Source organism: Paenibacillus graminis (assembly GCF_000758705.1).
GTDB lineage: Bacteria > Bacillota > Bacilli > Paenibacillales > Paenibacillaceae > Paenibacillus_AQ > Paenibacillus_AQ graminis.
Window position 1 is genome coordinate 2352995 of record NZ_CP009287.1, and the last position, 25908, is coordinate 2378902.

Sequence of the window (25908 nt, forward strand, 5' to 3'; positions counted from 1 at the left end):
GCCGGGCTTTTTTTTGCTTCAATTTAAGAATATATAGTGAGTCTCGGATCTCTGCTACCCTGCATGGGCTCTCCCGCCATCTCTTATCTTTTTATCTCCGTTTAAATTGTTTTTAATGTGACCTTAAGGTTTAAAGTACAAAATAAGACCAAGAAAACAAATAAACCCTTGCCGGAAGCGCAAGGTGCGGGAGGAAAGATAAACATGGACGATAACAAAAACAACTATGGCCGTGAAAACAACTTTAATCGTGATAATGAACCCTCGCCGGAGCGGGAATGGGATAGCAATAGCAGCAATAATAATGAATCTACTGAATCCGGCTCTTCCTACTATTACTCTTACGGACCTTTCAAATCGCTTAACAAAGATGAGATGAACCCGGATGATCCGCAGCACTATAACCGCCGGGAACCGGAACGTGTAGAGGTGAATCCTCCGCAGCCGGTCAGACCGGTGCCATACAGCACCTCGCTCCGCACAACCGGATTTGACGGCAATGGCGGACGGGGCGGTAACGGCGGGAATGGAACGGACGGCGGCAACGGCTGGCAGTATAACCACAAACCGAAGAAGCCGGTAAAAGCGGTGCTGGTCTCTTTTCTGGCCGGGATGATTGTTCTCTCAGGTTCCATGTTCATGGCCGATCGCGGCAACTGGTTCACAGGTGACCCGGTGACTACGGCATCTATATCGAACACTGCGGCGAAGACAGCCAACGGCAGCGCGGAGGCCAAGCCTTCCACCACAACGACATCGCTGCTCACAGGTACAACGGATGCTTCGAAGGTAGTGGACGCCGTTGGACCGGCAGTCGTCAAAATTGAAACTTTGGTGAAAACAAGCTCTGGGCGAAACTCGGCCAATCCCAATTTGAGTGATCCGTTTTCGCAGTTTTTCTTCGGTGATCAATTTGGCGGCAACAGTTCTTCCGGTTCAGGATCGGGCTCGAATTCCGAATCGAATTCAGGCTCGAATTCTTCCCAGCTTACACCTTATGGAATCGGAACAGGTTTTATTTATGACTCCGCAGGATATATCTTGACCAACCAGCATGTGGTTGACAATGCCGATGTGATTCAGGTTACTGTCGACGGCAACACCAAGCCATATGAAGCCAAACTGCTCGGCACCAGCAAGGATCTGGATTTGGCTGTGCTGAAGATTCAAGGAAAAGACTTCCCGACTGTACAGCTTGGCGATTCTGACAGCATCAAGGTCGGCTCTGAAGTGGTCGCTATCGGGAACCCGCAGGGCTTCGACCATACCGTTACAGCCGGTGTGCTCAGCGCCAAAGACCGGAGCATTGACATCAACGAAGAAGACGGCAGCGGCACCCGCAATTACAAAAACCTGCTGCAGACGGATGCGTCCATCAATCCGGGTAACTCCGGCGGCCCGCTGCTTAATCTGAATGGCCAGGTTATCGGAATGAACGTTGCTGTAAGCACGGATTCTCAAGGTATTGGTTTTGCCATTGCGGTAAATACCATTAAAGAGGTTGTTGACAAACTCGAAGCCAACCAGGAAATTCCTAAAGAGCCGGTTCCGTTCATTGGCGCTTCATTGATGACCATTACCGATGAGGTCGCCAAACAGATGGGTACGGATATTAAAGAAGGTTCCGTCGTAGCCGAAATCATCTTCAAATCGCCGGCCTACACCGCTGATCTGCGTCCTTACGATATTATTACAGGTGCTAACGGCAAGAAGTACGCAACCAGCCAGGATTTGATTACCTACATCCAGACCCTCAAAGTGGGTGACAAAATCACGCTCAACGTTGTACGTGACGGCAAAACGCTTGAACTTCCTGTCACCATTGGCAATAAAAACGACTTCAACACTTCACAAACTCAGAAGCAGTAACGGACAACGGACGGTGAAGTGCAGAGCGGAAGGGGAGACCCTTCCGTTTTTGCTGCAATGGCTGCTAACACTAGCAATCATGTTACAATAGAGATATATGATTTGGACAATGGGGGTTGTTTGGATGCGGCCGAATATTCTAATTATTGATGACGATGAGAAAATTATTTCCATGCTGCGCCGGGGTCTTGCTTTTGAGGGCTATGACGTTAAGACGGCCACGAACGGAGCCGATGGCTTGCGCGCTGTACTGAACAGTGATCCGGATGTGGTTGTACTGGATGTGATGATGCCGCAGGTGGATGGATTCGAGGTCTGCCGGCGTCTGCGCGAAGGAGGAAGCACGGTGCCGGTCCTCATGCTTACAGCTAAGGATGAAATTGAGCATAGGGTAAAAGGCCTGGATCTGGGTGCGGACGATTATCTGGTCAAGCCGTTTGCGCTGGAGGAGCTGCTGGCCCGTGTGCGTGCGCTGCTGCGCCGCAAAAGCGAGCAGGGCGGAGGAGGCTCCGACCAGGCAGTCTCCTACGAGGATATTACGCTGGATGTGGACTCGCGGGAAGTCACCCGGGGCGGCAAACGTCTGGAGCTGACAGCGAAGGAATTCGAGCTGCTGCATCTGTTCATGCAGAATCCGAAACGGGTGCTGTCCCGGGATCTCATCATGGATAAAATCTGGGGTTATGATTACAGCGGAGAATCCAATGTGCTTGAAGTATATATTGCCATGCTTCGCCAGAAAACCGAGGAGCACGGCGGTAAAAGACTGATTCAAACGATCCGGGGAGCCGGTTACATCCTAAGAGGTGACTAATATGTCGATACGATTGCGGCTGACCGCTTGGTATTCAGGGATTTTGGCCGTTATGCTGCTGGCCCTATCAGCCGCAATTTACGGGTTTGTGTATATTAATACTTATGGTGATATTAAAGATCGGCTCAAAGCACAGTCAAACCAGCTGCAACTGAAGCCGACCTGGAATATCGACGGCACGAGGAAGCTTACCCTTGTGGGGTTTGAGGGACAGAATCTATATGCGCAGATGTATGTGTATGATGTATCTAAGATGATTCCCAGCACCAACATGGAGGATCTGGGTTTTTCGTTTGAAATTCCAAAACAGGATTCACTAAAAAATGAACAAGGATTTATTCGAACAAGCTATGAAGGCAATCCGTTTCTGATGTATCAAATGGCAGTAAATGTTTCGGACGACATGGCCACCCATCCAGGAGTGCTCCAGGTTGCTGCTTATGTCGGTGAGCAGGACCGGATGATGCTGAATCTAAAGAACATCCTGATCGTAGGCTCTTTCGCCACTCTCATCGCGGCATTTACCTTCGGCCTGTTCCTGGCCCGCAAGGCGATGAGTCCCATCGGCAAAGTCATTGAGGCGGCAAACGGAATTCAGACCGGAACCGACCTCAGCTCGCGCATCGTATATGACGGGCCACAGGATGAGATTGGACGGCTGATTCAGACCGTTAACAGCATGCTTGGGCGGATGGAAGGCTTCTATACAGAGCTTGAGGACTCTTATGCAACTCAGCGCCGCTTTGTATCTGATGCTTCGCACGAGCTGCGGACACCGCTTACAACAATACGCGGGAATATTGATCTGCTGCAAAAGGTATGGGAGATGGACCCGGCTGAAAGCCGGATGACAGAAGCAGAGATTCGCCAGTTATCGATTGAATCTGTGAAGGATATCGCTGACGAATCCAAACGCATGAGCCGTCTGGTTGCCGACATGCTGTCGCTCGCCCGGGCCGATACCGGTCGGACGTTTGACATCGAACCGGTGGCGCTGGAGCCAATGATGACTGAAGTCGCCCGCAGAGCGTCCTTCCTGCCGCGGCAGGCCGACTGGTCCGTCGGCGACCTCAGCCAGCTGAACGGCAAATATATCCTCGGCAACAAAGACTATCTGCAGCAGATGATGTTTATTTTTATTGATAATGCCTTTAAATACACCCCTGCGGGCGAGGTCACGCTGGACGCTGTTTTTTATCACAATCAGGTGGGAATCCGCATTGCCGACACGGGGATCGGGATGGATAAGGACGAGGTTCCCCATATCTTTGACCGTTTCTACCGTGCCGATGAATCGCGGGGAATTACCGAAGGAATCGGCCTCGGGTTGTCGATCGCCAAATGGATTATTGATGAGCATGGAGGTTCGGTTGAGGTGGTTACGCGCCAGGGTGAGGGGACGACTTTTGTCATCTGGCTGCCGCTTCTCTTTGCTCCGCCGCTGGAATAGGGTATAATTAGGCAGGTCCTATTACAGCAGTCAACGACAGCAGAAAGCCGGTGAATTCATGGAAGTCATCAAAATTTCTCCCCGGGGTTATTGCTATGGCGTCGTCGATGCCATGGTGATGGCACGGCAGGCCGCGCAAAATCTTGATTTGCCCCGGCCGATTTATATACTGGGCATGATTGTGCATAACAGCCATGTCACCAACTCGTTCGAGGACGATGGAATAATCACGCTGGACGGCCATAACCGTCTTGATATTTTGGATAAAGTCGACAGCGGCACGGTGATTTTCACCGCCCATGGTGTATCGCCTGAGGTTCGCCGGCTGGCCCGGGCCAAAGGCCTGACCACGGTCGATGCGACCTGCCCGGATGTGACGAAGACGCACGACCTCATCAAGGAAAAGGTAGAAGAGGGCTGCGAGATTATCTATATCGGCAAGAAAGGCCACCCGGAACCGGAAGGAGCCGTGGGAATTGCGCCTGAGCATGTCCATCTGATCGAGAAAGAAGAGGAAATTGCCGGATTGTCCATTCCCTCCTCTCGGATTGTCATTACAAACCAGACTACCATGAGCCAGTGGGACATCAAGCATATTATGAAGAAGCTGCTGGAGACTTTCCCCGGCGCAGAGGTGCATAATGAGATTTGCATGGCTACCCAAGTGCGCCAGGAAGCGGTGGCGGAGCAGGCTGGCCAATGTGAGCTCGTCATCGTTGTCGGCGATCCGCGCAGCAACAACTCCAACCGCCTGGCCCAGGTGTCGGAGGAAATTGCCGGTGTGCCCGCGCACCGTATCGCCGATGTGTCGGAGCTGAAGACGGAATGGCTGCAGGGAATTACCAAAGTAGGGGTAACCTCCGGAGCTTCTACGCCTACGCCTATAACCAAAGAAGTCATCAGCTACCTCGAGCAGTACGATCCTGCACTGCCTGAGACCTGGGAGATCAAGCGTACCGTGAACATGTCGAAGCTCCTGCCTCCAGTGAAGAACAAGAGCGCAAGCGCTACCTGATTAATTTCTGCCCGTGCGGACTTATACCTGATTAGAAAGCACGCAGCTTCCTGCCTTTGGGAGCTGTGTGCTTTTTTACTATGGCGGAATCCGGAACTATCCCCTGAAGTTACCTGAGGGAATTAGAGGAAATTAGAGAGGCATCGCCATAATTTGGACATAATGCATACAATACGGCCAATTGCAGATTGACTAAAACGGGTCAATGAGTTAAAATTGCTTTAGCGCTTAAAAGCGTACACGCGTCGTAGCGAAATAGTATTTTTATTGTCTTTAGAGCCGGTTTAAGAATATTTGTCCAAAAGGGGAGCTATTATATGATCGTCATTACATCCAATCAGACACCACAGGAGCAGGTAAACGAAATTATCGCTGTTATTGAAAAGGAAGGCCTGCAGGTCCATCTCTCGCGCGGTGCGGATCATACGGTGATTGGCCTGGTGGGCGGAGTCACTCCGAAGCTGGCCGAGCATCTGCGGCAGATGAAAGGTGTGGAGAACGTGGTGAAGATCTCCAAGTCTTACAAACTTGCGAGCCGCGACTTCCACCCGGAGGATACGGTCATTGATATCCGCGGTGTAAAAATCGGCGGGGAGAACCTGGTCATCATGGGTGGACCCTGCGCCGTGGAATCCCCTGAACAGATCGATGAGATCGCCCGCCTGGTCAAGGCTTCCGGCGGCCAGGTGCTGCGCGGCGGAGCCTTCAAGCCGCGGACGGGTCCTTACAGCTTCCAGGGCGTAGGCGTGGAAGGCCTCACGATGATGGCAGAAGCAGGCAAACGCCATGGCCTGCTGACGATTACGGAGGTAATGACACCGGAGTATGTTGATATTTGTGCGGAGCATGCGGATATCCTGCAGGTTGGCACACGCAATATGCAGAACTTTGACCTGCTGCGCAAGCTGGGCACCTGCGGGCGGCCCGTGCTGCTGAAGCGCGGCTTCAGTGCGACTTACGATGAGCTGCTGAATGCGGCGGAATACATTTTGGCCGGCGGTAACCGCGATGTCATGCTCTGCGAACGCGGAATCCGAACATTCGAAACCTACACACGCAATACGCTTGACCTGTCAGCGATTCCGGTGCTCCAGAACCTGAGCCACCTTCCAGTCATTTCCGATCCAAGTCATGGCACAGGACGCCGTGAGCTGGTGGAGCCGATGGCTAAGGCTTCTGTTGCTGCGGGTGCCAACGGGCTGATTATTGAGATGCATACCGATCCGGACAACTCAATGACGGGAGATGGCGTGCAGTCTCTGTTCCCTGAGCAGTTTGATAAGCTTCTGAGAGATCTGGAGAAGCTGGCACCGCTTGTCGGACGCAGATTCTCCAGTTCGCTTGAGGCAGCTCCCGTCCTTTAACAGCTGCGGCCGATAAGGCATTCAAGCAGTCCTCCATCCCGCTTTCGGGCGGGAAAGAGGGCTATTTTTGCGTACTGCGAAGTGAACATAACATGTGTTTGAACGAACGGAGCATTTTTCACGAAAGCGTCAGAATATCTTACATTGTCTCAAGAAATACCTGACATAAGCATTGACGATGTTAGGTTTGGGATTTATAATGACGACAGCAAAAAAATTAAAAACAAGAACATTTGATACTGTGAGCGGCCTAATGTTCGGAACTTGGGGAGGAATTAATTCATGTCGGTTGAAAAAGTGTTGCAGACGATCAAAGAGAACAATATCGAATGGGTGGATTTTCGTTTTGTAGATTTGGGTGGACGTGCTCACCATATCTCACTTCCAGCATCTGCTGTAGATGATGAAACATTTGTGAATGGTGTTGCATTTGACGGTTCTTCCATTGCAGGTTTCCGTGGGATTGAAGAATCAGACATGGTTATGATGCCTGATCCTAGCACTATATACATCGATCCTTTTACAGCTCATCCAACGCTTAACATCATGTGCGACATTTTCACACCTGATGGCGAACGTTATGAGCGCGACCCGCGCGGCATCGCAGTAAAAGCAGAAGAGTTCCTGCAAGCCAGCGGTGTAGGTACAGCAGCATTTTTCGCACCTGAATCCGAGTTCTTTATCTTTGACGATGTGCGCTATGAGAGCGGAATGAACAGCTCCTCCTACTTCGTAGATTCCGAAGAAGCGGTATGGAACACTAACCGCAAAGACGAAGGCGGCAACATGGCATTCAAAGTAGGCGTTAAAGGCGGCTACGTGCCAGTAGCACCAGTGGATTCCCAACAGGATATCCGCAGTGAAATGTGCCGTTTGCTTAGTGAAGCAGGCCTCGAAATCGAACGCCATCACCATGAAGTGGCGACAGCAGGCCAAGCGGAAATCAACTTCCGTTTTGATACCCTGAAGAAAACAGCCGACAATCTCCTGACTTACAAATATATTGTGCAAAACACTGCACGCCAATACGGCAAAGTGGCAACCTTCATGCCAAAACCGCTGTTCGGCGACAATGGTAGCGGTATGCACGTTCACCAATCCATCTTCAATGGCGATTCTCCTTTGTTCTACGAAAAAGGCGCTTATGCCAACCTGAGCGAAATGGCATTGCACTACATTGGCGGTATCCTGTATCATGCTCCGGCACTGATCGCACTGACCAACCCAAGCACCAACTCGTTCAAACGTCTGGTTCCTGGCTACGAAGCACCGGTTAACCTGGTATTCTCCAAAGGTAACCGCTCCGCTGCAGTTCGTATCCCGGTAGCTGCTGTGACACCTAAGGGCTGTCGCATTGAGTTCCGTACACCTGACTCCACTGCCAACCCTTACCTGGCATTCTCCGCAATGCTGATGGCAGGTCTGGATGGAATCAAGAAGAAGATCAACCCTGTTGAATTGGGTTATGGTCCTCTGGACAAAAATATCTACGAATTGGCCGATGAAGACAAAGAGAAAATCCGCAGCGTTCCAGGCACACTGGAAGAAGCACTGGATTCCTTGGAAGCTGACTACGAATTCCTTACAGAAGGCGGCGTATTCACTAAGGACTTCATCGATAACTACATCGCTCTGAAACGTTCTGAAGCTCAAGCGGTGGCCATTCGTGTTCATCCGCATGAATACTCCCTGTACTTTGATGTATAAGACCGCTTAATCATACGAATAAATGGAGAGGCCTCCGGGAAACCGGGGGCTTCTTTTTTTGGTGCTGTAAGGCTTTCTCCGGGCTTTGCAGCGGTACAGTGGTACCTTTATGAAGTGTGAAGTCAAAGGGCGCTGTGAAGGGGCCAGCGGCCTCTGGGATTAGTCTGGTAGAGGCAAGGAGCTTCTGCTTAGGTGATCCATACATGGTTCTGTATAATTGGAACCTTTTAAGAAAGCAGGAGTGGAAGCGCATAGGTCAATCAGATAAGGATACGAACAGAGCAGTCATCCTAAGTGGGAAAATGGATCACTAATTGAACTCATTATGCTTATAGAAGCTCCTATGTTGGAAAAAGTACTACTAATTCGGCTGAAAGCAGCCGTATAGGGTCAATATGCATAAATTAGATGTACAAAATCCAACTAAAACCTTTTGTAGCCAGGATTTCAGCAAATTAGTTTTACTTTTTCCACTTAGCTTCAGTTCCTCATGAGCTTCATTGCATCCCCCGAGCTTTCAAGTGCTCAAGTTCAACTAATCTATATAGTATAGAAGAAATATATCTTTATTAACGAAAAGTTTCGCAAATATACCGAAATGATAATTAAAATTTCAGATGTCCAAAATAGAGAACGCTTACTTTTTGTGGATAGTCTATTTTTTAAGGGGCGATTATAAAAAAATAATCATCTTTTATACCGAATGTAACTATTTACGAAAGTAGTTTCGTTAAAATTATATTCTGGAATTCGCTTTGGGTAACGTTGAATTTTGTTATAAAACCAGCTTTTTTCAAGGGTTTTTGTTTTCTTTCACGGTATACCAGAAAAATCTTTACAAAGAAATGCAACGATGCAATAATAAAAATCGAAACCGGTTTCTGTTATGTATTCAACGGTCTGCTGGTTTTAACCCGCTTAGGTTAACCTCAATATAGTTTGCCTATGAGCAATAGAGTCTTGAGCAATAAAATATGAGCAATAGAGAGGATGAATGCAGTGAATCATTCGAAAACAGGATGGGTTTTTACCGGAAGCAACGGGGATTTCTGTCTTAAACAGCCTGACCGGAGCAGTTTTTTATATTTTCCTCTTGTAAATGAGGGGGGGATGATGTCTTCTATCAGTCCGAAGCTTCATGGTCAAGTCACTTCTGGCCATAATACGTTCCTTACTCCGCCCTTATCTGTAGAAGATTTGCATAATTCCCGGGCTTCCCGCAATTTCTGGGTGTATGTGGACGGCAAAGGGGCCTGGTCGGCAGCAGGGAACTCCGCCCGGCAAAATGCCGGAATGTATGGTGAAGAGGCTGACGATACGGAATTGGAGGCGGGTTTGTTGTGGCACCGTGTAACCCGCGAGAGCCGGGAGCTGGGCATCAAGGCGGAAATCACGAGTTTTGTGCCTGCAGGAAACGATAAAGTGGAGCTTATGAAGGTTGTGCTTACCAATACCTCCACAGAGGTATTGGCTGTTACGCCTACGGCAGCGGTTCCGCTCTATGCGCGTTCAGCGGACGATCTGCGGGACCACCGGCATGTCACCTCGCTGCTGAACCGGATTTATACCTCTGCGCATGGTATTGAAGTGCAGCCGGCGCTTTCCTTCGATGAGCGTGGACACCGGGTGAATTACACCTCATATGGTGTGTTTGGGGCTGCAGAAGGCGGTGATCAGCCAACCGGTTTCTTTCCGGTACAGGAGGAATTCATTGGTGAAGGCGGAAGTCTGGATTGGCCGGAAGCGGTCGTCTTAAACCGGGAACCGCAAATCGGCGCAGGCGGCGGAGTACATAGGGAAGGTTATGAAGCACTTGGCGGGCTGCGGTTTGCCGGGGTCTCTTTGCAGCCGGGCCAGAGCATGTCATATGTGCTTGTGCTGGCGATCGGCAGCGAAAGAATCGATATTGCTGCGCTGATGGACAAATACGGCTCTGTCAGAGCTTTTGACGCCATGCTCCAGGAGAATAAAACGTTCTGGGCCGATAAGGTGAACACGGTGGAATTCCATACCAGTGACCCGGTGGCGGACCAGTGGATGAAATGGGTTACGCTGCAGCCGGTGCTGCGCAGACTGTACGGCAATTCCTTTTTGCCGTACCATGACTACGGCCGCGGCGGCCGCGGCTGGCGGGATCTCTGGCAGGACTGCCTGGCGCTGCTGATCATGGAACCGGGAGATGTGCGCAGTCTTCTGCTGAATAACTATGCCGGTGTCCGGATCGACGGCAGCAATGCAACGATTATCGGCCAGCAGCCGGGCGAGTTCATTGCCGACCGCAACAATATTCCGCGCGTGTGGATGGACCACGGGGCGTGGCCGTTCCTTACCACCATGCTGTATCTGGACCAGAGCGGAGATCTGGATTTTCTGCTTGAGCAGCAGAGCTACTTCCGGGATTCCTTCATGGCCCGCTGCCGGGAGCGGGATGTTTCCTGGGATGCATCCGCAGACAGCATGCTGCAAGCTGCGAACGGAGAGCCTTATACGGGAACCATCCTGGAGCACATTCTGCTGCAAAACCTTGTTCCGTTCTTCAACGTAGGGGAACACAACAATATTCTGCTGGAAGGCGCGGACTGGAATGACGGCCTGGATATGGCGGCACAGCGTGGGGAAAGTGTCACCTTCACCTCCTTCTATGCCAGCAATCTGCTGGACCTTTCCCGGCTGCTGCGTATGCTGAAAGAGCGTAAAGGAATTGAAACGCTGGAATTGGCAGAAGAAATGGCGCTGCTGCTGGATTCATTGCATGAAGCGGTAGATTATGAGTCCGTATCCGATAAGCGGGGCCGGTTGGACCGTTATTATGCGGCTGCGCCGAACCGCGTAAGCGGCGTCCGCGCAGAGCTTGCCCTCGACAGCATAGCGGATGATCTGGCCCGTAAGGCTGAGTGGATTTTTGATCATCTGCGCCGGAACGAGTGGATACAGAGCGCTCAAGGAGACGGCTGGTTCAACGGTTATTACAATAATGACGGGGAACGTGTAGAAGGTGAATCCGGCCACAACGTCCGCATGACGCTGACAGGCCAGGTGTTCCCGCTCCTTGGCCATGCTGCCGCTCCTGAGCAGATTCCGCAGATCATTGCAGCGGTAGAGCGCAATCTGTATGATGAAAAAATCGGGTACCGGCTCAATTCGAACTTTGGCGGCATCCAGCAGAATTTGGGCCGCGCGTTCGGATTTGCCTTTGGTCATAAGGAGAATGGGGCTATGTTCAGCCATATGACCGTGATGTACGGAAATGCGCTGTATAAGCGGGGTTATGTAAAAGAAGGACGCAAGGTGCTGGATTCTCTGTACAGCCTGAGCGTAAATTTCGAGCTCAGCCGGATGTATCCCGGCATTCCGGAGTACATTAGTGAGCAGGGCAGAGGCATGTATACGTATTTGACCGGCTCTGCGAGCTGGCTGCTGCTGACCATGGTTACTGAAGTATTCGGTGTCAAAGGAAAGCTCGGCGACCTCTTGCTTCAGCCTAAGCTGATGAAAGACCAGTTTGACCAGAACGGAAAAGCATCGGTACGGACTATCTTTGCGGAACGTCAACTGGACGTTGTCTACACCGCTGCAAGCGGCGCTGAGTACGGAGGCTGCCAGATACATTCCGTTACGCTGAACGGCGCTGTGGTGACGCTTCAGCGCGTCTCAGAGGGTGTTCTGATTCCCCGGAGTGTGCTGACTGCCTTGCCGGAAGAAGGGGTCCATCTTCTGCAGGTGGAACTGGCATAACAGGGGATAAGATAAGAGGAGCGCCAGCTTTGCCGCATCTGCGGCAGCGGGTGCTCTTTTGCAGATATAGAGGCACCTGATGCAGCCGTCATTGAAATCATCATGAAAAGTGGTGCGTTCCGGCATAATGAATGGTTTAATAAGTGAGGGTTGAATAAAGACTGCTAGATATGGAAAGGAAGGGTTAATCATGGCTTACAGTCTCTCAAACGGCATACTCCAGGTAGATATAGCTGATGTCGGAGAGTACAGCGGTACCCGTTTTGATTGGACCGGATTCATTACGGGGGTGACTTTGCAGCAGGGACAGCATACATTCTGCGTGCCGGAAAGCCTCGTTTCAGGGCTTGGCAGCGGGGGAATGGGACTATGCAACGAGTTCGGCATTTCCCGGGCAATTGGCTATGAGGAAGCAGCAGCCGGGGAATGGTTCCCGAAGCTGGGAGTCGGGCTGCTTCAGAAGGTAAGCGATGAACCTTACGACTTCTTTGGAAACTATCCCCTGATTCCGTTCGAGATTGAAGAGGAGCGCAGTGCACAGTCGGTCACCTATACGGTTCAGCCGATGGAATGCCGCGGCTACAGCATACGGTTGACCAAAAAGATTTCGCTGCTCGAAGACCGGCTGAATATTTCTTACACGCTGGAGAACATGGGCGACAAGCCGCTGCATACGGAAGAATACGTTCATAACTTTGTGGGGATTAACGGTGCAAATGTCGGCCCGGACTATGAACTGGAAATTCCGGCTGGGCTAAGAGTGGAAGACCCCGAATCTTCTTATACAGCGGATCTGCTGTCAGTTTCCGCCAATACCCTCAGCTGGAAGGCGGAGCCTGACCGGCCGTTTTACTGTAAGTTGGGGGTCTGGAATAAAATGGATGACGGGGGCTTCTGGGAGCTGCGGCATAAACCAAGCGGAGCCGGTGTGAGGGAGAGCGGGGATTTTGCAGCTGAGCGGATGGCGCTGTGGGGAGAAAAACATGTAATTTCTCCCGAAGTTTTTGTGAACATCAGCATTTTACCGCGTCACAGCAAGCATTGGAGCCGCAGCTATCAATTTTTCACCTTGTGAAGGGCTGCGGTCTTACCTCCTATGTGAATAATTATACTTGCTGGTGTGTGTGATTACTGCTATCATATCGATATCCATATTCATAGGAGAGAAAGGGTGGGGAGCAATTTTGAGCAAGAGAGCATACAATTTTAACGCGGGTCCGGCGGCATTGCCGCTGACAGTACTTGAACGCGCACAGGCAGAGTTTGTCGATTTCCGGGAAAGCGGAATGTCCATTATGGAGATGTCGCACCGTGGGGCAATATACGAATCCGTGCATAATGAAGCGCAGGAACGTTTGCTTTCGCTCCTCGGCAATCCTCAAGGCTACAAGGTTCTGTTCATTCAAGGCGGCGCAAGCACACAGTTCGCTATGATCCCAATGAACTTTGTCTCAGAAGGCCAGGTTGGCAGCTATGTCATGACAGGAAGCTGGGCAGAGAAGGCATTTAAGGAAGCGAAGCTGGTTGGAGGCGCACATGCCGCCGCATCTTCCGAAGACAAGAAGTTCCTGGCCATTCCCGAGCTGAGCAGTATCAAGGCAGCGGACAATGCGGCATACCTGCACATTACCTCGAATGAGACCATTGAAGGAACACAATATGCGGAGTATCCGGATTCCGGTTCCATCCCGCTGATCGCGGATATGTCCAGCGACATTCTTAGCCGTTCTTTTGATGTGAATCAATTCGGGCTGATCTATGCCGGAGCTCAGAAGAATCTGGGACCTTCCGGTGTTACCGTGGTGATCGTCAAGGAAGAGCTGATCGCCAAGTCGCCTTCCAATATACCGACGATTCTGCGTTATGATACGCACTTGAAGAACAACTCTCTTTACAATACGCCGCCATCCTTCTCTGTATATATGGTTAACGAAGTGTTAAAATGGATTGAGGAACAAGGCGGGCTGGCCGGCATTGAAGCCAAGAACCGCGACAAAGCAGCTCTGCTGTATAATCACATTGACGGCAGCGGCGGTTTCTACCGTGGAGTCGCAGAAGCAGGCAGCCGTTCCATTATGAACGTGACCTTCCGCATGCAGTCGGAGGAGCTGGAGAAGCAATTCGTCAAAGCGGCCGAGCAGGAAGGTTTTGTGGGGCTGAAAGGCCACCGCAGTGTGGGAGGTTTGCGTGCTTCTATCTACAATGCGGTTCCTCATGAGAGCATTAAGGCGCTGTCTGATTTCATGAAGCATTTCCAGCAAACTCAAGGTTAATGAATGCAAATTTCGAACCTTCCGCCTGTTGGCGGGAGGTTTTCTGTTTGAAAACAATCAACGGGCTGAATAGCCTGCAGAGAGGAAGTTCACTACATTATGGCATTACACATTGTGCTGGTGGAACCGGAGATTCCGGCCAACACCGGCAATATCGCCCGCACCTGTGCAGCTACGGGCACCCATCTTCATCTGGTCCGCCCGCTGGGCTTCCGTACAGATGATGCTACACTGAAGCGTGCCGGTTTGGATTATTGGCATGCCGTACACATTGAATATCATGATTCCTTTGGGGAAGTGCTGGAAAAGTATGCGGAAGGCCGGTTCTTCTATGCAACAACGAAGGCGGACAAGCGCTATACCGATTTCACGTTCCGGGACGGGGATTTTTTTGTTTTTGGCAAAGAAACTAAGGGCTTGTCTGCAGAAATTCTCGAAGCCGGCAAAGAAACTGTCATGCGCATGCCGATGAGTGAGGCGGTTAGATCCCTGAACTTATCCAACTCTGCGGCAATTATTGTTTATGAAGCGCTCCGGCAGCTGGATTTTCCGCAACTATTCTAAAAGTAAACACAATTTTTTAATTTTTTCAGCAGGATTCGACATTAAGGTAACGAAATAGAAGAATAGTGCCGAAATAAGTAGTAGATACTAATCTTTGTTGAACAGGAGAGTGTAAGTTAGATATGAAACCTGCTGGCGTAGTTCGAAAAGTAGATCAGCTGGGTAGAATTGTTCTGCCTAAGTCCCTGCGTAAAAGATACCAAATGAATGAAGGTGATCCTGTAGAAATTCTGGTGCAGGGCGATCACATCATTCTTGAGCGTTACCGTCCGAAATGTGTTTTTTGCGGATCGATGGAAGGCGTAAGCGAATATAAAGACCGTTATATTTGTGCGGATTGCCTGACCGAAATGACCCAATTGCCAAGACACGCCTAATAGAATCAGATCAGGCATTCCAAGAGAAAGTGCGCAAATGGCAATTGTACATAGGAAAGGCAACAACCTGCGCCCTCTTGGCGGATTACCGATTCCAGACTTGTTTACGAAAAGTGGGCTGCAGCCAAGCGGCGACTGCTGTGCCATGGGGCGGTAACCATCCACTTATGGGAAGAAGGATGAAAAACAATGTGAGCCTTTACATCCTTCTACTGCTCCCACAACAAAGAGCGCCGCACAATTGTGCGGCGCTCTTTGTTTGAAGAGGTAAGGGTGGGCTTAGTAACTGTCTGCGGCTCCTACAGGCCCTTGGTCTGGTCATCGTTGTACGAAGCGGTAAGGATACCGGCCAGAAACAACAGGAACACAAGAGCGATGATCCAAAAGGTAAGGGAAAACGACATGCGTGCACCTCCATGAGTGACTGTATTCGTTTCCCTGATTATACCCCGGGGTCTTCCAAAAATAAATGAAAATGTGATTTGCCGCATAGACAATACATAATGATTATTTAAAAAAGAGAAAATTGGTAGGAACCTTGCGCAGATTTCCATCTGAAGGCCTATTAATGACCCGTCCGTTGAAAATCAAAGAGGAGGAGCCGCCGCCGTCCAGATTGTACGCGTCAATGACGCCCATACTCCACAGTTTGTTCTGAAGCTCTTCCAATGTTGCTCCGGAGTTGCCGTTTTCGTTATATCCGTCTGCAACCATCACCAGCAGCTGGTCGTCTTTGTACTTGCCGATAACCGTACGGGGAGCCCGCTTCGGGGACAGCTGCCATTTGGTTGGGATGGGCACCTTGACGCTGTTCTTCAGCAGGACCGGCACAAAGGTGGCTCCGAAAACCGGCTGCAGCTGGTCCAGCTGTGTCCGGCTGTAGAATTTACCGCCGATCAGCTGGCCGGAAGCGTTCAGTCCGACGAAGCTGAGATCCTTGTAGGTAGATTCGAAGCCGTACAGATACTCACCGCCGATAACGGTTGTGGAGAGCGGGTAGCGTTTGCCGTCCCTGTCGGCAAATCCTCCTGCATTGATGCCGGCGGTTGCGCCGTAGCGGTTCGCGGCCTGCAGCGTCGTTTCCGCTCCGCCTTTGCCGTCACCAGCCAGACTCATTTTCATGGCGGCCGGGTCCTTCAATTTTATTTTCATAGCGTAAGCTGTATAATTGCCGGGGTTTAGCCGGTAGAGTTCAATGGTTATCCGGTCGCTTCTCGCGACATCGGCTGGAATGCCCAATCTGGAGCTGATCCGGCGGTTGTAGATCAGTTCCGGACGCGCGGCCTGGGTCTTGGCCATTTGGACCAGCGCGTTCATGGCATTGGTCGTCTGATTGTACAGCTTGGCGCTGGCACTGATGGAATGGATGGTGTAAGAGGCCGCAGCTTGGGCTGTGGTCAGCGCACTCTGCAGCTCAGCTGTCTCCTTGACCGGTCCGGGTTCCGCGGCGAATTGTCCAACACCCAAATTCAGATCAAGCGGCGGCTGGTACCACCATAAGCAGAGCAGCAGGCCAAAAAACGGCGCGGTCAGAAGCATGAAAAAACGGTTGATTCTTTTAACAGGCGTCATCATTTCAGCAGATCCATTTCTTTTTGAAGTGCAGCCAGCTGTTTGCGGACCTCGTTCAGTTGGGTGTACAGCTTGTTGCTGTTATCTGTCTTGTTGCTGGCATTATCTTTGGTGAAGGTAAGAAGTTCGTTAAAGGTGTCCACGGTGCTCTGCAATTCCTTGACTTGCTGGGAGAGAGCGCCAATTCGCGACTCGTAATCGGTCTTCAAAACGGTAAGCTGCTGCTGGCTCTGGATGCTAAGCTCGCTTAGCACTTGCTCCTTAAGATGGTTGGTATAGCTGTACACGGCGTAAAAACCGAGCCCGATCATCAAAATCCAGAACAGTAAAAACCATTTTACGGAAGATCGGCTTCGCGCGGAAGCAGTGCGCGAGTGAACCGGTGTCGATTCCGCTAGCGGTTGCATTGATATCACCTCAGGCAAATTTTTTTCAAGTCCTCATTCTATCAGACTTTTACAGTTTCCGCAAAAGTGAAAAGACTTATATAAACGTGAAAAAGTAATTGCGCTCTATTTAACTACTACGATACAATTTCTATAGATTGGAAGTTCTGATGGACGTATACAAGGAAAAAGAAGGGATAAATGAGAAGTCATCCTGAGCCTTGCTTACGTACTTACAGGAAACGCTATGGCGCTTCCCTTTTTGGGTAAATATATAGATAGCGGGAGGTCTGGGCATTAATGAAGAAGGTGTGGCGGGTGATCATCGTGGGATGTCATCCCACAAGTATGCTGGGTACGAAATTGATTCTGGAGGAAAGCAAGGAGATTGAGGTAGTGGGGATGTTCTCCACCTGGGGCGAGGGCGTCTACACGGTACAACAACAGCAGCCGGATCTGGTGCTGACAGATTATCAAATGCCGGAAGGCAATGTCGAGGGTGCGCTGGTAGAGATGAAGCAAAGCTCAAAAAGCACCCATTTCATCATTATGACCGAGGAAGAGGACAAAGAGCTGTTTCAACCGCTTTTAGAGCTTGGGGCCAGTGGTGTGCTCTCCAAGGGAGCCTCTCCGCGTCAACTGCTTCAGATGATCAACGGGCTGCGCGAAGGTTTTCTGTCCATTCCGCTGGAATGGGCCCGGGACGGTTTCCGTCCGATTGCTTCGTCGCGCGGGCTGGATGGGGTACTGCAGTTAACCCAGACCGAAATGTTCATTATGGAACGGATCGTTCAGGGAATTACATACGATAAAATTGCACTTGAAATTGAAGTCAGCCGCCGTTCCATCGATAATTATCTGCGGAAGATTTATGTGAAGCTGGAGGTATCTACAAGAGCGCAAGCGATTGAAAAGTTCGCGCTTTTCTCCAGACAAAACAAGCAAATGTACGCTTAGCCCCAGCATAACGACATAATGACGGCCGGAAAGGAATATTCTTGGTACCAGGGAGAAGGGGGGAGCATATGAAATATGAGTTTTCTGCCCGCGCACATACATTACACTCTTCACCGCTGCTGAGCATACGTACAGAGACGCGCAGAGGGACACTGATATCACTGGCTGAAGAGCTGCCGGCCGAAGAATTGTTTCCATTATCTCTACTGGCTGAAACGGCTTCCACTGTGATCTCGGCAGACGCCGGGGCGCTGCAGTATGGTGATCCTGAAGGGTATGGCCCCCTTCGTGAATGGCTGACCGGAGACTGGCTGAAGGCCAAAGGGGTGGCGGTTGCCGCAGGCGGAGTTCTGCTGACAACGGGAAGTCAACAAGCGATTGATCTGTTGTCCAGGGTCTATATTGATCCCGGAGACCGCGTGCTGGTAGAGAATCCGACTTCTCCGGGTATTCTGCAGGCCTTGCGGATGCAGGGTGCCGTGATCATTCCCGTCCGGGGCGACCGGGACGGGCTGCTGCCGGAGCATTTGCGTACCCAAATCCGCCAGCACCGGCCCAAGATGCTGTTTGCTACGCCGAGCTTCACAAATCCGAGTGGAATTCTCTGGAGTCTGGCCAGACGCAAGGAAGTGCTGGAGCTGTGTACCACGCACAATGTGCTGATCGTAGAGGATGACTCTTATGGCGATCTGCATTTTCAAAGGTACACGGAGCATCCTTCAGTGAAGTATCCGTCGCTGTATGCGCTGGAGAACGTCAGCGAGGGCGGACATGTGCTCTACATTGGCTCCTTCAGCAAAACGGTCGCACCTGCCCTGCGGACGGGCTGGGCGGCGGGCAGCCGTGAGCTGATCGGAATGATGGCTGCCGCGAAGCAGATGGCCGATTGGCAATCCAGCTCACTCAACCAGCGGCTTCTGCATCATCTGCTGGATGTGACGGCCTTTGACCTGCGTGAGCATATTGCGCTCTTGAACCGGGAGTACAACACCCGGCTGAAGCTGATGGCGGAGCTTCTGAAGCGTCCGGCCTGGAAGAGCAGCAGCTATTGTCTGCCGGCAGGCGGGATGTTCCTCTGGGTGACGCTGCCGGAAGGCCTGGATGCGATGGCGCTGCTGAAGGCTTCTCTGGCTAAAGGCGTGGCTTTTTTGCCCGGCCCGCTGTGCAGTGTGAGCGGAGGAAGCGGACACATCCGCCTCAACTTCAGCCATCCCGGCCGGGATGAGCTGCTGCTGGGCATGAACCTGATGAGCGAGGCCGTGACGGAGTTTACGGCACGGAGCTGAGCATGGCGGTTTTTAGTTAAAGCCCTTTTCAGGGCTTTTTCTCGTTGTACAGGAAATTAGGCAATACCAAACCAAGCGGATCTTTCTGGAAGCTCAGAGGCTAGAAGAGGTGGGGGGCCGCAACAGCAGAATGTAGCGGACAGAGAAGGCCTTCTTTTGCGGAAAAGTCTGCTTTTTGAGCGGACTCGGACCCGGAAGCCGTTATATCGCTTCGAAGGAGCGTGGAATAAGGGGAAAAGGGCAAAGCGTATCTCAGTCCGGTTGTCCGGCTATCCGGCTGAATGAAGAAATCCTTGCCAAATAACGGATTTCCTGTCCATAACAGCCGCAGATCAGTCGTGAAGGGAGCTGTTCGTGGCCGCAGAGGGACCAGCGCGAAACCGCACGGTCAACAATGGGTATGGGTTCTTACCCACGCGAATGTGCGGGCGTGCCGAAGGCCGGGCGGCGCTTCAACAACGGCAGAAGCGTCGTTGTTGAAGCACCGAAGGCCGGTACGCCTGTATCTTGGAAACTATAAAGATGAGAAATCAGTCGGCTAGATGCCCTTAGTCCCAACTAGCACCTGCTCACCGGCTTCTTCGCAAGCGCCAGTTGGAAAAAGGGAGCTTATTTTTCCGGAATGTCGAAAATAATAAGACTTAAGTGGAAAAAGGGAACTTAATTGGTCTATATTCCCTGGAGAGGAGCGGAATCAGCCGAATTAGTGTACCTTTTTCCAGTTAACCTGCCGAGAATAGGGTGCTCGGGCAAATTAACTACCCTTTTTCCACTTGGAGTTGCTGTAGGGTCCATGGGAACTCGTTCACCGGGTGACGCTAGACGGAAATCCACCATACCGGCTGTACTGTCCAGTGAAGGACGGCGCAGCCGGTTTGTTTTGTACAACCATACACAAAAAAATCCGAACCGCCGGGAAGTCTATTGGGTAAAGGCTGCAGGTGGTGCCAGAGCAAATAGGAACAATCCTTCTGCAGAGCCAAACGGACAGAGGAGATGCTATTTTACGAATAAGTACAGGACCGCTTTTTTGTCTTGCCTGCCCGGATCAGAGGCAGGCTTGTTTTTGTGGCAAATTAAAGAACAATGCCTTGAATCTCACTCAGGCTGCGGGGATTGGGCGGTGCCGGGCGTCTAAAAGAAGCAGAGGCACTGGTGCAAAATGGAAAATGGAATACGGAATACGGAATACATAACTGAGGAGATGCAAGTGATGGAGAACGTGCTGGAATGCAGTAACCTGACTAAAAGGTATGGCAAAAAAGTGGCCCTGGACAATCTGAATTTCACCCTGCCGAAGGGGAGGATTGTAGGATTGCTGGGCCCGAATGGAGCGGGAAAAACTACCCTGATGAAGCTCATCGTATCCTTGCTGCGCGATTACAGGGGGTCCATTACCGTCTGCGGACAACGGCCCGGCCTGGATACCAAAAGAATCGTGTCTTATTTGCCTGACCGTGAATTTCTTTATCCTTGGATGACTATAGAGGAGTGTATCTCATTCTTCCGGAACTCTTTCGCCGACTTTCAGCTGGATATGGCTTACGCCATGATCGAAGAACTCGGCCTGGAACCTCTGGAAAGGGTAAAGAATTTGTCCAAGGGGATGCAGGAGCGTGTGAGTATTTCCCTGGTCTTTGCACGCAAAGCAAAATTGTATGTTCTGGACGAGCCGCTGGCTGCAGTGGACCCTTCGACACGGGAGAAGATCATGCGGATCATCCTGGACCATTTTGACCCGGAGAGCTCGATACTGCTCAGCACACATCTCATTCATGATGTCGAAAGCCTGTTTACGGATATAGCGATTGTTAATGAAGGCCGGGTACAGCTGTACGGAGGTATAGGGGAACTGCAGCAGGAATACGGGATGCCCATCGAGGAGATTTTTAAGCAGTTGGTGTAATTCAAAAATAAGGGAGAGAGTTTCATGGTTCAATTTAACCAATTCAAACTGGAATGCAGAAAACATTGCGCCGTATTCGCGGCATTCACCGGAATCAGCGTGCTTACGAATCTGTACTTTTTATTCAGCCAGGATCAGGATCTGTCCTTTGTCTTTCTGCTGGTGAACATGGTGATCGGCATCCTGCTGCCCGTATATATCTATCTGGATTATTACCGCGAGTTTTTTACCGGTACTATGCCTATTAATCATCTGCTGCCTCTTAGAACCTCGGCATTGTTCGGTGTAAAGTCGGCAGTTTTTATGCTGGGGCTTACTCTGGTGTGGGTCCCCTCCTTGCTTGATGTGTTTGTAAATCCGGCAGGTCTGTATCAACAGCGGATCATGCATTCGGACAGCCCGGCTCTGGGCATCGCTTATCTGGTGCTCTCCAAGCTGTGCAGCATTCCTGCCGGTCTGGCTGTGATGGGACTGGCCCTTGCCGCTGCCAAAAGACTGCGCAAACCGGTGCTCAGCCACCTCTGCATAGCTCTGGTAATGGTCTTGGTGGTGGGCATTCAATTTGCGCTGGTGGTCCGGAACAGCTGGCACTGGAGCATCGGAACGTCCGCAGCGGAGACCTTCAAGCAATATGCGAACCTGCTTACGGTCAGCCCTGTAAGCCAGGTACAGCCCGCCGATATCAACGAGTCGATCCGCTGGTCCTCGGTGGGCATGAATCTTCTGGTAGCGCTGGTTGCGGGAACCATCGGCCGTTATTTATTCAATTCCCGGAAGTATGAAATCTTCGGGAAGTAAACATATCTGGCGTGAACCCAGCAGAATATCTGCCGGCCGAACACGCAGCAGCTACAGCTTGCCCGCGCTGATCTCTGCAATAGCGGCATATTCGATCAGTGCCGCGGTTCCGGCGGCCGTGAGCGTGTAGCGGCCGCGCCCCACCCGGAAGAACCACCCGTAGTAGTTCTTCTGCAGGAACGCAGCGGCGCCCGGCACGCCGCTTCTCTTGCGCAGCTCGGCGGGGGTCACGCCGAGCGGGGCTTCCGCCCGGCTGCGCGCCGCTGCCGGGTCCGCCCCCGGCGCGCCGCTGCCCGCAGCGCGCCTTGCCTTGGCGGGGCCGGCCGCCTGAGCGGCTTCGGCCTCGGCCGCCTGCAGCGCGAGGGCCACGCGCAGCGCCTTCTCGCGGTAGGCCGTCACGAGCTTGACGCGCGTGCTGCCGCCGGTGTTGTAGTCCCCGCTGCGCTCGCGGAACTCATAGAGCAGGCGCTCGCGCCGTCTTGCGCCGCCCCGGACCTGGGGCGGCGCGTCGTCCGGCTCCGCGAGCACCTCGACGAGCGGGACCTTGGTCTTGTAGAAGACCACGGTGACCAGCCCGAGGCCGAGGCGGCGGCACAGCCCGGTAAGCTCGCCCCAGCGCTGGTTCACCGCGCCTTTTTTGTCCCGCACGCGTTCTACCGCGAGGTAGACGTTGGGGCTGAGCCGCAGCCGTTCAACCCCCTGCAGCAGCAGGGCGAGGTTGAACGATTTTTTCATCTCTACGATCAGCGGCAGCTCCTCATCCCCCCGCAATCCCACCAGATCGCAGGTCCGCACCTCGCCTTTGATGTCATAGCCCTGCTTCTCAAAAAAACTCTTCAAAGGAGCATACAGCTCCGTTTCATGCTTAACCGCCATAATTGTCACTCCTGCGCCCTATTTTTAAGGAATATGAATTTCCTGGGTTTTTAACGATGCTCTATTATAGCACAGCAAAAAAGAGGTCAACTATTCCCGGCTTACCGCATAGTTATGTAATACACTTTCTAAGCTGGTGGAGCAAGTAGGAGCGCAAGAGGAGGCAGCGAGCAATGGATATATTTGAGCGTATAGCTTCGTATCGGGCTGAGAACGACCGTTTGGCGTGGAGCGGCACCTTCAAGGAGTATATAGAACTGCTGAAAAAAGACCCCTCTCCCGCGAAAACGGCTCATTCCCGCGTATACGACATGATTAAGTCACACGGCGTAGAGGACATTAACGGGCGTAAGAGGTATAAGTTTTTTGAGCAGGAGATTTTCGGACTCGACCGTGCCGTAGAAAAGCTGGTGGAGGAGTATTTCCATTCCGCCGCCCGGCGTCTGGATGTGCGCAAACGGATATTGCTGCTGATGGGACCGGTCAGCGGGGGCAAGTCGACGCTGGTTACCTTGCTGAAGCGGGGGCTGGAGCAGTATTCGCGGACGGATGAAGGAGCGGTGTATGCTATAGAAGGCTGCCCGATGCATGAGGACCCGCTGCATTTGATTCCGCTGGAGCTGCGCCCGGAGATTGAGCGGGAGCTGGGAGTACGCATCGAGGGCAACCTGTGCCCCTCCTGCCAGATGCGGCTCAAAAATGAATATCACGGGGACATCGAACAGGTAAAAGTGGTACGTGTGCTGTTGTCGGAGGAGGAGCGCGTCGGGATCGGGACCTTCAGTCCGTCCGATCCGAAATCTCAGGATATCGCCGACCTGACGGGCAGCATCGACTTTTCGACCATTACCGAATTCGGCTCGGAATCCGATCCGCGCGCCTACCGCTTCGACGGGGAGCTGAACAAGGCCAACCGCGGGCTGATGGAATTCCAGGAAATGCTCAAATGCGACGAGAAATTCCTCTGGAACCTGCTGTCACTGACCCAGGAAGGGAACTTCAAGGCTGGCCGGTTTGCGCTGATCTCCGCCGACGAAATGATTATTGCACATACCAATGAAACGGAGTATAAATCCTTCATCTCCAATAAAAAGAATGAAGCACTCCAGTCCCGCATGATTGTCATGCCCGTTCCTTATAATCTGAGAGTGTCCGAAGAGGAAAAAATCTACGCCAAGCTCATCGCCCAAAGCGACATGAAGCATGTGCACATTGCCCCGCATGCGCTGCGGGCAGCAGCGATTTTCTCTATTCTGACCCGGCTTAAGGAGAGCAAGAAGCAGGGCATGGATCTGATCAAAAAGCTGCGCATGTACGACGGGGAAGAGGTCGAAGGCTACAAGGAAGCGGATCTTAAGGAAATGCAGACAGAGTATCTGGATGAAGGGATGTCCGGCATCGATCCGCGTTATGTCATCAACCGGATTTCCAGCGCGCTGATTAAAGGCGACCTGAAATGCATGAACGCACTGGATGTGCTGCGGGCGATCAAGGACGGCCTGGACCAGCATCCTTCGATTACGAAGGAGGAGCGGGAACGCTATCTGAATTTCATTTCCATTGCCCGGAAGGAATACGATATTCTGGCCAAAAGCGAAGTGCAGAAGGCTTTCGTTTACTCTTTTGAGGAATCCGCCAAAACGCTGTTCGAGAACTATCTCGACAACATCGAAGCCTTCTGCAACTGGACCAAAATCCGCGATCCGCTGACGGATGAGGAAATGGAGCCGGATGAGCGGCTGATGCGTTCGATCGAAGAGCAGATCGGCATTTCCGAGAACGCCAAAAAAGCCTTCCGCGAGGAGATTCTGATCCGGATTTCCGCCTACTCCCGCAAAGGCAAAAAGTTCGAATACAACAACCATGACCGGCTGCGGGAAGCCATTGAGAAGAAGCTGTTTACCGATTTGAAGGATATCGTCAAAATCACCACCTCCTCCAAAACGCCGGATGAAAGCCAGCTCAAGCGCATTAACGAGGTCTCCAGACGCCTGATCGACGAGCATAATTACTGCCCGATCTGCGCCAATGAGCTGCTGAAATATGTCGGAAGCCTGCTAAACCGCTGAGGTCATCAGAAGATGTTGCACGGACTGCCTGCTGGCGGTCCTTTTTTCTGTATATGCTTGTCCTATAAAACAGGTTTGCTCGTATGTATGACGGCGCGGGAGAACGGGGGCTGGCCGCCCCCTCTTGCGCTAATGAGTCCGTCCGGACTAATCCTCAGACGGCTTTATTCCTTGGACTCTTTATCCTTGCCGCCGATATTAAAACCTAACTGTCCATTATATTTGCCTACCTGTCCGGCAACTCCTAAGCCTGCTCCTTGACCGCCGCCAAGCTGTGCCTGTACCTGTGCGCCGAGACCATTGTCCCCGCCGAGCTGAAGCCCGGTATTGAAGCCTGCGCCCTGGCTTAGACCTAAGTGGCCTTCTGCATTGGCCTGCAGACCATAATCTCCCCCGACCTGTGCCCCTGTTTGGAATCCGGCCGCTTGACCACCGCCAAGCTGTGTTTTTGCCTGAGCGGCCACTCCGTACTTGCCCAAGGCCTGGGCTTCGGCATTGAACCCAAGTCCCTGGCTGGTGTCCAGATGGGTATTGCCTTGCGCATGGATTCCATATGAAGGGGCGCCCATGTGGCCGCTGGCATGCATACCCGCGCCGTTTAAGCCTAAGTTGCCGCCTGCATTTAAGCCAATGCCGTGTTTGCCGCCCACTTCACCTCCAGTATTAACGTGAACGCCCTGTCCGCTGCCAACGCTTGCGTCCATATAACCCGATACAAGTTCTTTTTTGGGGTTTGGGGTGGCCGAGGGCAGGTCTGCCGGGCTGCTCTCTGAACGGACGAGATGGTAGTAATGAGAGTAAGGAAAAGGTGTGTAGCGGGGAGAAGAAGGATATGCGGGGGGATAAGTTTGGCTGTTTGAATATTCGTTCCCTTGAGTCATGTGGGATAC

20 protein-coding genes are annotated in these 25908 nt (G+C 51.9%); 16 read left to right on the forward strand and 4 right to left on the reverse strand.

The features are described 5' to 3' along the window. The first annotated feature begins 204 nt into the window (after positions 1 to 204). From PGRAT_RS09520 to PGRAT_RS32285, 11 genes are all read left to right on the forward strand, one after another. The gene (locus tag PGRAT_RS09520) at positions 205 to 1869 is read left to right on the forward strand and encodes a S1C family serine protease (RefSeq protein WP_025706463.1); all 1665 of its coding nucleotides are present in this window, start codon (positions 205 to 207) and stop codon (positions 1867 to 1869) included. Positions 1870 to 1993: 124 nt separating this feature from the next. Next, positions 1994 to 2683 carry a response regulator transcription factor gene (locus PGRAT_RS09525; protein ID WP_025706461.1) on the forward strand — a complete coding sequence of 230 codons (690 nt, stop codon included), beginning with the start codon at positions 1994 to 1996 and terminating at the stop codon, positions 2681 to 2683. A gap of 1 nt (position 2684) precedes the next feature. After that, positions 2685 to 4133, forward strand: a complete 1449-nt coding sequence (locus PGRAT_RS09530; RefSeq protein ID WP_025706460.1) for a sensor histidine kinase — start codon at positions 2685 to 2687, stop codon at positions 4131 to 4133. 58 nt (positions 4134 to 4191) lie between these two features. After that, entirely contained in the window at positions 4192 to 5148 is a 957-nt protein-coding gene (locus PGRAT_RS09535; RefSeq protein WP_025706458.1) for a 4-hydroxy-3-methylbut-2-enyl diphosphate reductase, read from the forward strand. A 317-nt stretch (positions 5149 to 5465) separates the two neighbouring features. Continuing rightward, entirely contained in the window at positions 5466 to 6512 is a 1047-nt protein-coding gene (aroF, locus tag PGRAT_RS09540; protein ID WP_025706457.1) for a 3-deoxy-7-phosphoheptulonate synthase, read from the forward strand. A gap of 282 nt (positions 6513 to 6794) precedes the next feature. Then, positions 6795 to 8219, forward strand: coding sequence for a type I glutamate--ammonia ligase (glnA, locus tag PGRAT_RS09545; RefSeq protein ID WP_025706456.1), 1425 nt, complete (start codon positions 6795 to 6797; stop codon positions 8217 to 8219). A 1110-nt stretch (positions 8220 to 9329) separates the two neighbouring features. Beyond that, on the forward strand, positions 9330 to 11954 hold the full coding sequence (locus tag PGRAT_RS09550) for a GH36-type glycosyl hydrolase domain-containing protein (protein ID WP_238326834.1): 2625 nt from the start codon (positions 9330 to 9332) through the stop codon (positions 11952 to 11954). 190 nt (positions 11955 to 12144) lie between these two features. Further along, positions 12145 to 13029 carry a hypothetical protein gene (locus PGRAT_RS09555; protein ID WP_025706454.1) on the forward strand — a complete coding sequence of 295 codons (885 nt, stop codon included), beginning with the start codon at positions 12145 to 12147 and terminating at the stop codon, positions 13027 to 13029. Between the two features lie 106 nt (positions 13030 to 13135). After that, on the forward strand, positions 13136 to 14227 hold the full coding sequence (gene serC, locus PGRAT_RS09560; RefSeq protein WP_081758869.1) for a 3-phosphoserine/phosphohydroxythreonine transaminase: 1092 nt from the start codon (positions 13136 to 13138) through the stop codon (positions 14225 to 14227). 99 nt (positions 14228 to 14326) lie between these two features. Further along, on the forward strand, positions 14327 to 14791 hold the full coding sequence (gene trmL / locus PGRAT_RS09565; RefSeq protein ID WP_025706452.1) for a tRNA (uridine(34)/cytosine(34)/5-carboxymethylaminomethyluridine(34)-2'-O)-methyltransferase TrmL: 465 nt from the start codon (positions 14327 to 14329) through the stop codon (positions 14789 to 14791). A 122-nt stretch (positions 14792 to 14913) separates the two neighbouring features. Further along, the gene (locus tag PGRAT_RS32285; RefSeq protein ID WP_025706451.1) at positions 14914 to 15168 is read left to right on the forward strand and encodes an AbrB/MazE/SpoVT family DNA-binding domain-containing protein; all 255 of its coding nucleotides are present in this window, start codon (positions 14914 to 14916) and stop codon (positions 15166 to 15168) included. A gap of 507 nt (positions 15169 to 15675) precedes the next feature. Here the strand turns inward: PGRAT_RS32285 and PGRAT_RS09575 are convergent. After that, positions 15676 to 16743: a phosphodiester glycosidase family protein gene (locus tag PGRAT_RS09575; RefSeq protein ID WP_025706450.1), complete on the reverse strand. Its 1068-nt coding sequence runs from the start codon at positions 16741 to 16743 to the stop codon at positions 15676 to 15678. Further along, positions 16740 to 17147 carry a hypothetical protein gene (locus PGRAT_RS09580; RefSeq protein WP_025706449.1) on the reverse strand — a complete coding sequence of 136 codons (408 nt, stop codon included), beginning with the start codon at positions 17145 to 17147 and terminating at the stop codon, positions 16740 to 16742. Before PGRAT_RS09580 ends, PGRAT_RS09575 begins: the two co-directional genes overlap by 4 nt. A gap of 279 nt (positions 17148 to 17426) precedes the next feature. On the opposite strand from PGRAT_RS09580, the gene PGRAT_RS09585 reads away from it, so the two are divergent. The 4 genes from PGRAT_RS09585 to PGRAT_RS09600 all read left to right on the forward strand — a co-directional run bounded on the left by PGRAT_RS09585 (position 17427) and on the right by PGRAT_RS09600 (position 22073). Beyond that, positions 17427 to 18083: a response regulator transcription factor gene (locus PGRAT_RS09585; RefSeq protein WP_025706448.1), complete on the forward strand. Its 657-nt coding sequence runs from the start codon at positions 17427 to 17429 to the stop codon at positions 18081 to 18083. A gap of 68 nt (positions 18084 to 18151) precedes the next feature. Next, entirely contained in the window at positions 18152 to 19369 is a 1218-nt protein-coding gene (locus PGRAT_RS09590) for an aminotransferase-like domain-containing protein (protein ID WP_042266472.1), read from the forward strand. Positions 19370 to 20582: 1213 nt separating this feature from the next. Next, a complete protein-coding gene (locus PGRAT_RS09595) occupies positions 20583 to 21275 on the forward strand; it encodes an ABC transporter ATP-binding protein (protein ID WP_025706446.1) in 693 nt (230 codons plus the stop codon). A 24-nt stretch (positions 21276 to 21299) separates the two neighbouring features. Further along, a complete protein-coding gene (locus tag PGRAT_RS09600) occupies positions 21300 to 22073 on the forward strand; it encodes a hypothetical protein (protein ID WP_025706445.1) in 774 nt (257 codons plus the stop codon). A 51-nt stretch (positions 22074 to 22124) separates the two neighbouring features. Here the strand turns inward: PGRAT_RS09600 and PGRAT_RS09605 are convergent, their stop codons facing one another. Continuing rightward, a complete protein-coding gene (locus tag PGRAT_RS09605) occupies positions 22125 to 22949 on the reverse strand; it encodes a DUF2161 family putative PD-(D/E)XK-type phosphodiesterase (protein ID WP_042266474.1) in 825 nt (274 codons plus the stop codon). Between the two features lie 173 nt (positions 22950 to 23122). On the opposite strand from PGRAT_RS09605, the gene PGRAT_RS09610 reads away from it, so the two are divergent. After that, positions 23123 to 25018, forward strand: a complete 1896-nt coding sequence (locus PGRAT_RS09610; RefSeq protein ID WP_025708720.1) for a PrkA family serine protein kinase — start codon at positions 23123 to 23125, stop codon at positions 25016 to 25018. 164 nt (positions 25019 to 25182) lie between these two features. On the opposite strand, the gene PGRAT_RS09615 is transcribed toward PGRAT_RS09610, so the two are convergent. Further along, entirely contained in the window at positions 25183 to 25899 is a 717-nt protein-coding gene (locus PGRAT_RS09615; protein WP_025708717.1) for a hypothetical protein, read from the reverse strand. Positions 25900 to 25908 lie beyond the last annotated feature (9 nt).

Excerpts from the sequence above, each read along its gene's own strand:
- PGRAT_RS09595 (WP_025706446.1), top strand. The coding sequence starts at position 20,583 with ATGGAGAACGTGCTGGAATGCAGTAACCTGACTAAAAGGTATGGCAAA.
- PGRAT_RS09555 (WP_025706454.1), top strand. The coding sequence starts at position 12,145 with ATGGCTTACAGTCTCTCAAACGGCATACTCCAGGTAGATATAGCTGAT.
- PGRAT_RS09525 (WP_025706461.1), top strand. The coding sequence starts at position 1,994 with ATGCGGCCGAATATTCTAATTATTGATGACGATGAGAAAATTATTTCC.
- PGRAT_RS09615 (WP_025708717.1), bottom strand. The coding sequence starts at position 25,899 with ATGACTCAAGGGAACGAATATTCAAACAGCCAAACTTATCCCCCCGCA.
- PGRAT_RS09605 (WP_042266474.1), bottom strand. The coding sequence starts at position 22,949 with ATGGCGGTTAAGCATGAAACGGAGCTGTATGCTCCTTTGAAGAGTTTT.
- aroF (WP_025706457.1), top strand. The coding sequence starts at position 5,466 with ATGATCGTCATTACATCCAATCAGACACCACAGGAGCAGGTAAACGAA.
- trmL (WP_025706452.1), top strand. The coding sequence starts at position 14,327 with ATGGCATTACACATTGTGCTGGTGGAACCGGAGATTCCGGCCAACACC.
- PGRAT_RS09590 (WP_042266472.1), top strand. The coding sequence starts at position 18,152 with ATGAAATATGAGTTTTCTGCCCGCGCACATACATTACACTCTTCACCG.
- PGRAT_RS09610 (WP_025708720.1), top strand. The coding sequence starts at position 23,123 with ATGGATATATTTGAGCGTATAGCTTCGTATCGGGCTGAGAACGACCGT.
- PGRAT_RS09530 (WP_025706460.1), top strand. The coding sequence starts at position 2,685 with ATGTCGATACGATTGCGGCTGACCGCTTGGTATTCAGGGATTTTGGCC.
- PGRAT_RS09535 (WP_025706458.1), top strand. The coding sequence starts at position 4,192 with ATGGAAGTCATCAAAATTTCTCCCCGGGGTTATTGCTATGGCGTCGTC.
- PGRAT_RS09600 (WP_025706445.1), top strand. The coding sequence starts at position 21,300 with ATGGTTCAATTTAACCAATTCAAACTGGAATGCAGAAAACATTGCGCC.
- PGRAT_RS09580 (WP_025706449.1), bottom strand. The coding sequence starts at position 17,147 with ATGCAACCGCTAGCGGAATCGACACCGGTTCACTCGCGCACTGCTTCC.
- PGRAT_RS09550 (WP_238326834.1), top strand. The coding sequence starts at position 9,330 with ATGATGTCTTCTATCAGTCCGAAGCTTCATGGTCAAGTCACTTCTGGC.
- PGRAT_RS09520 (WP_025706463.1), top strand. The coding sequence starts at position 205 with ATGGACGATAACAAAAACAACTATGGCCGTGAAAACAACTTTAATCGT.
- PGRAT_RS09575 (WP_025706450.1), bottom strand. The coding sequence starts at position 16,743 with ATGATGACGCCTGTTAAAAGAATCAACCGTTTTTTCATGCTTCTGACC.
- PGRAT_RS32285 (WP_025706451.1), top strand. The coding sequence starts at position 14,914 with ATGAAACCTGCTGGCGTAGTTCGAAAAGTAGATCAGCTGGGTAGAATT.
- PGRAT_RS09585 (WP_025706448.1), top strand. The coding sequence starts at position 17,427 with ATGAAGAAGGTGTGGCGGGTGATCATCGTGGGATGTCATCCCACAAGT.
- glnA (WP_025706456.1), top strand. The coding sequence starts at position 6,795 with ATGTCGGTTGAAAAAGTGTTGCAGACGATCAAAGAGAACAATATCGAA.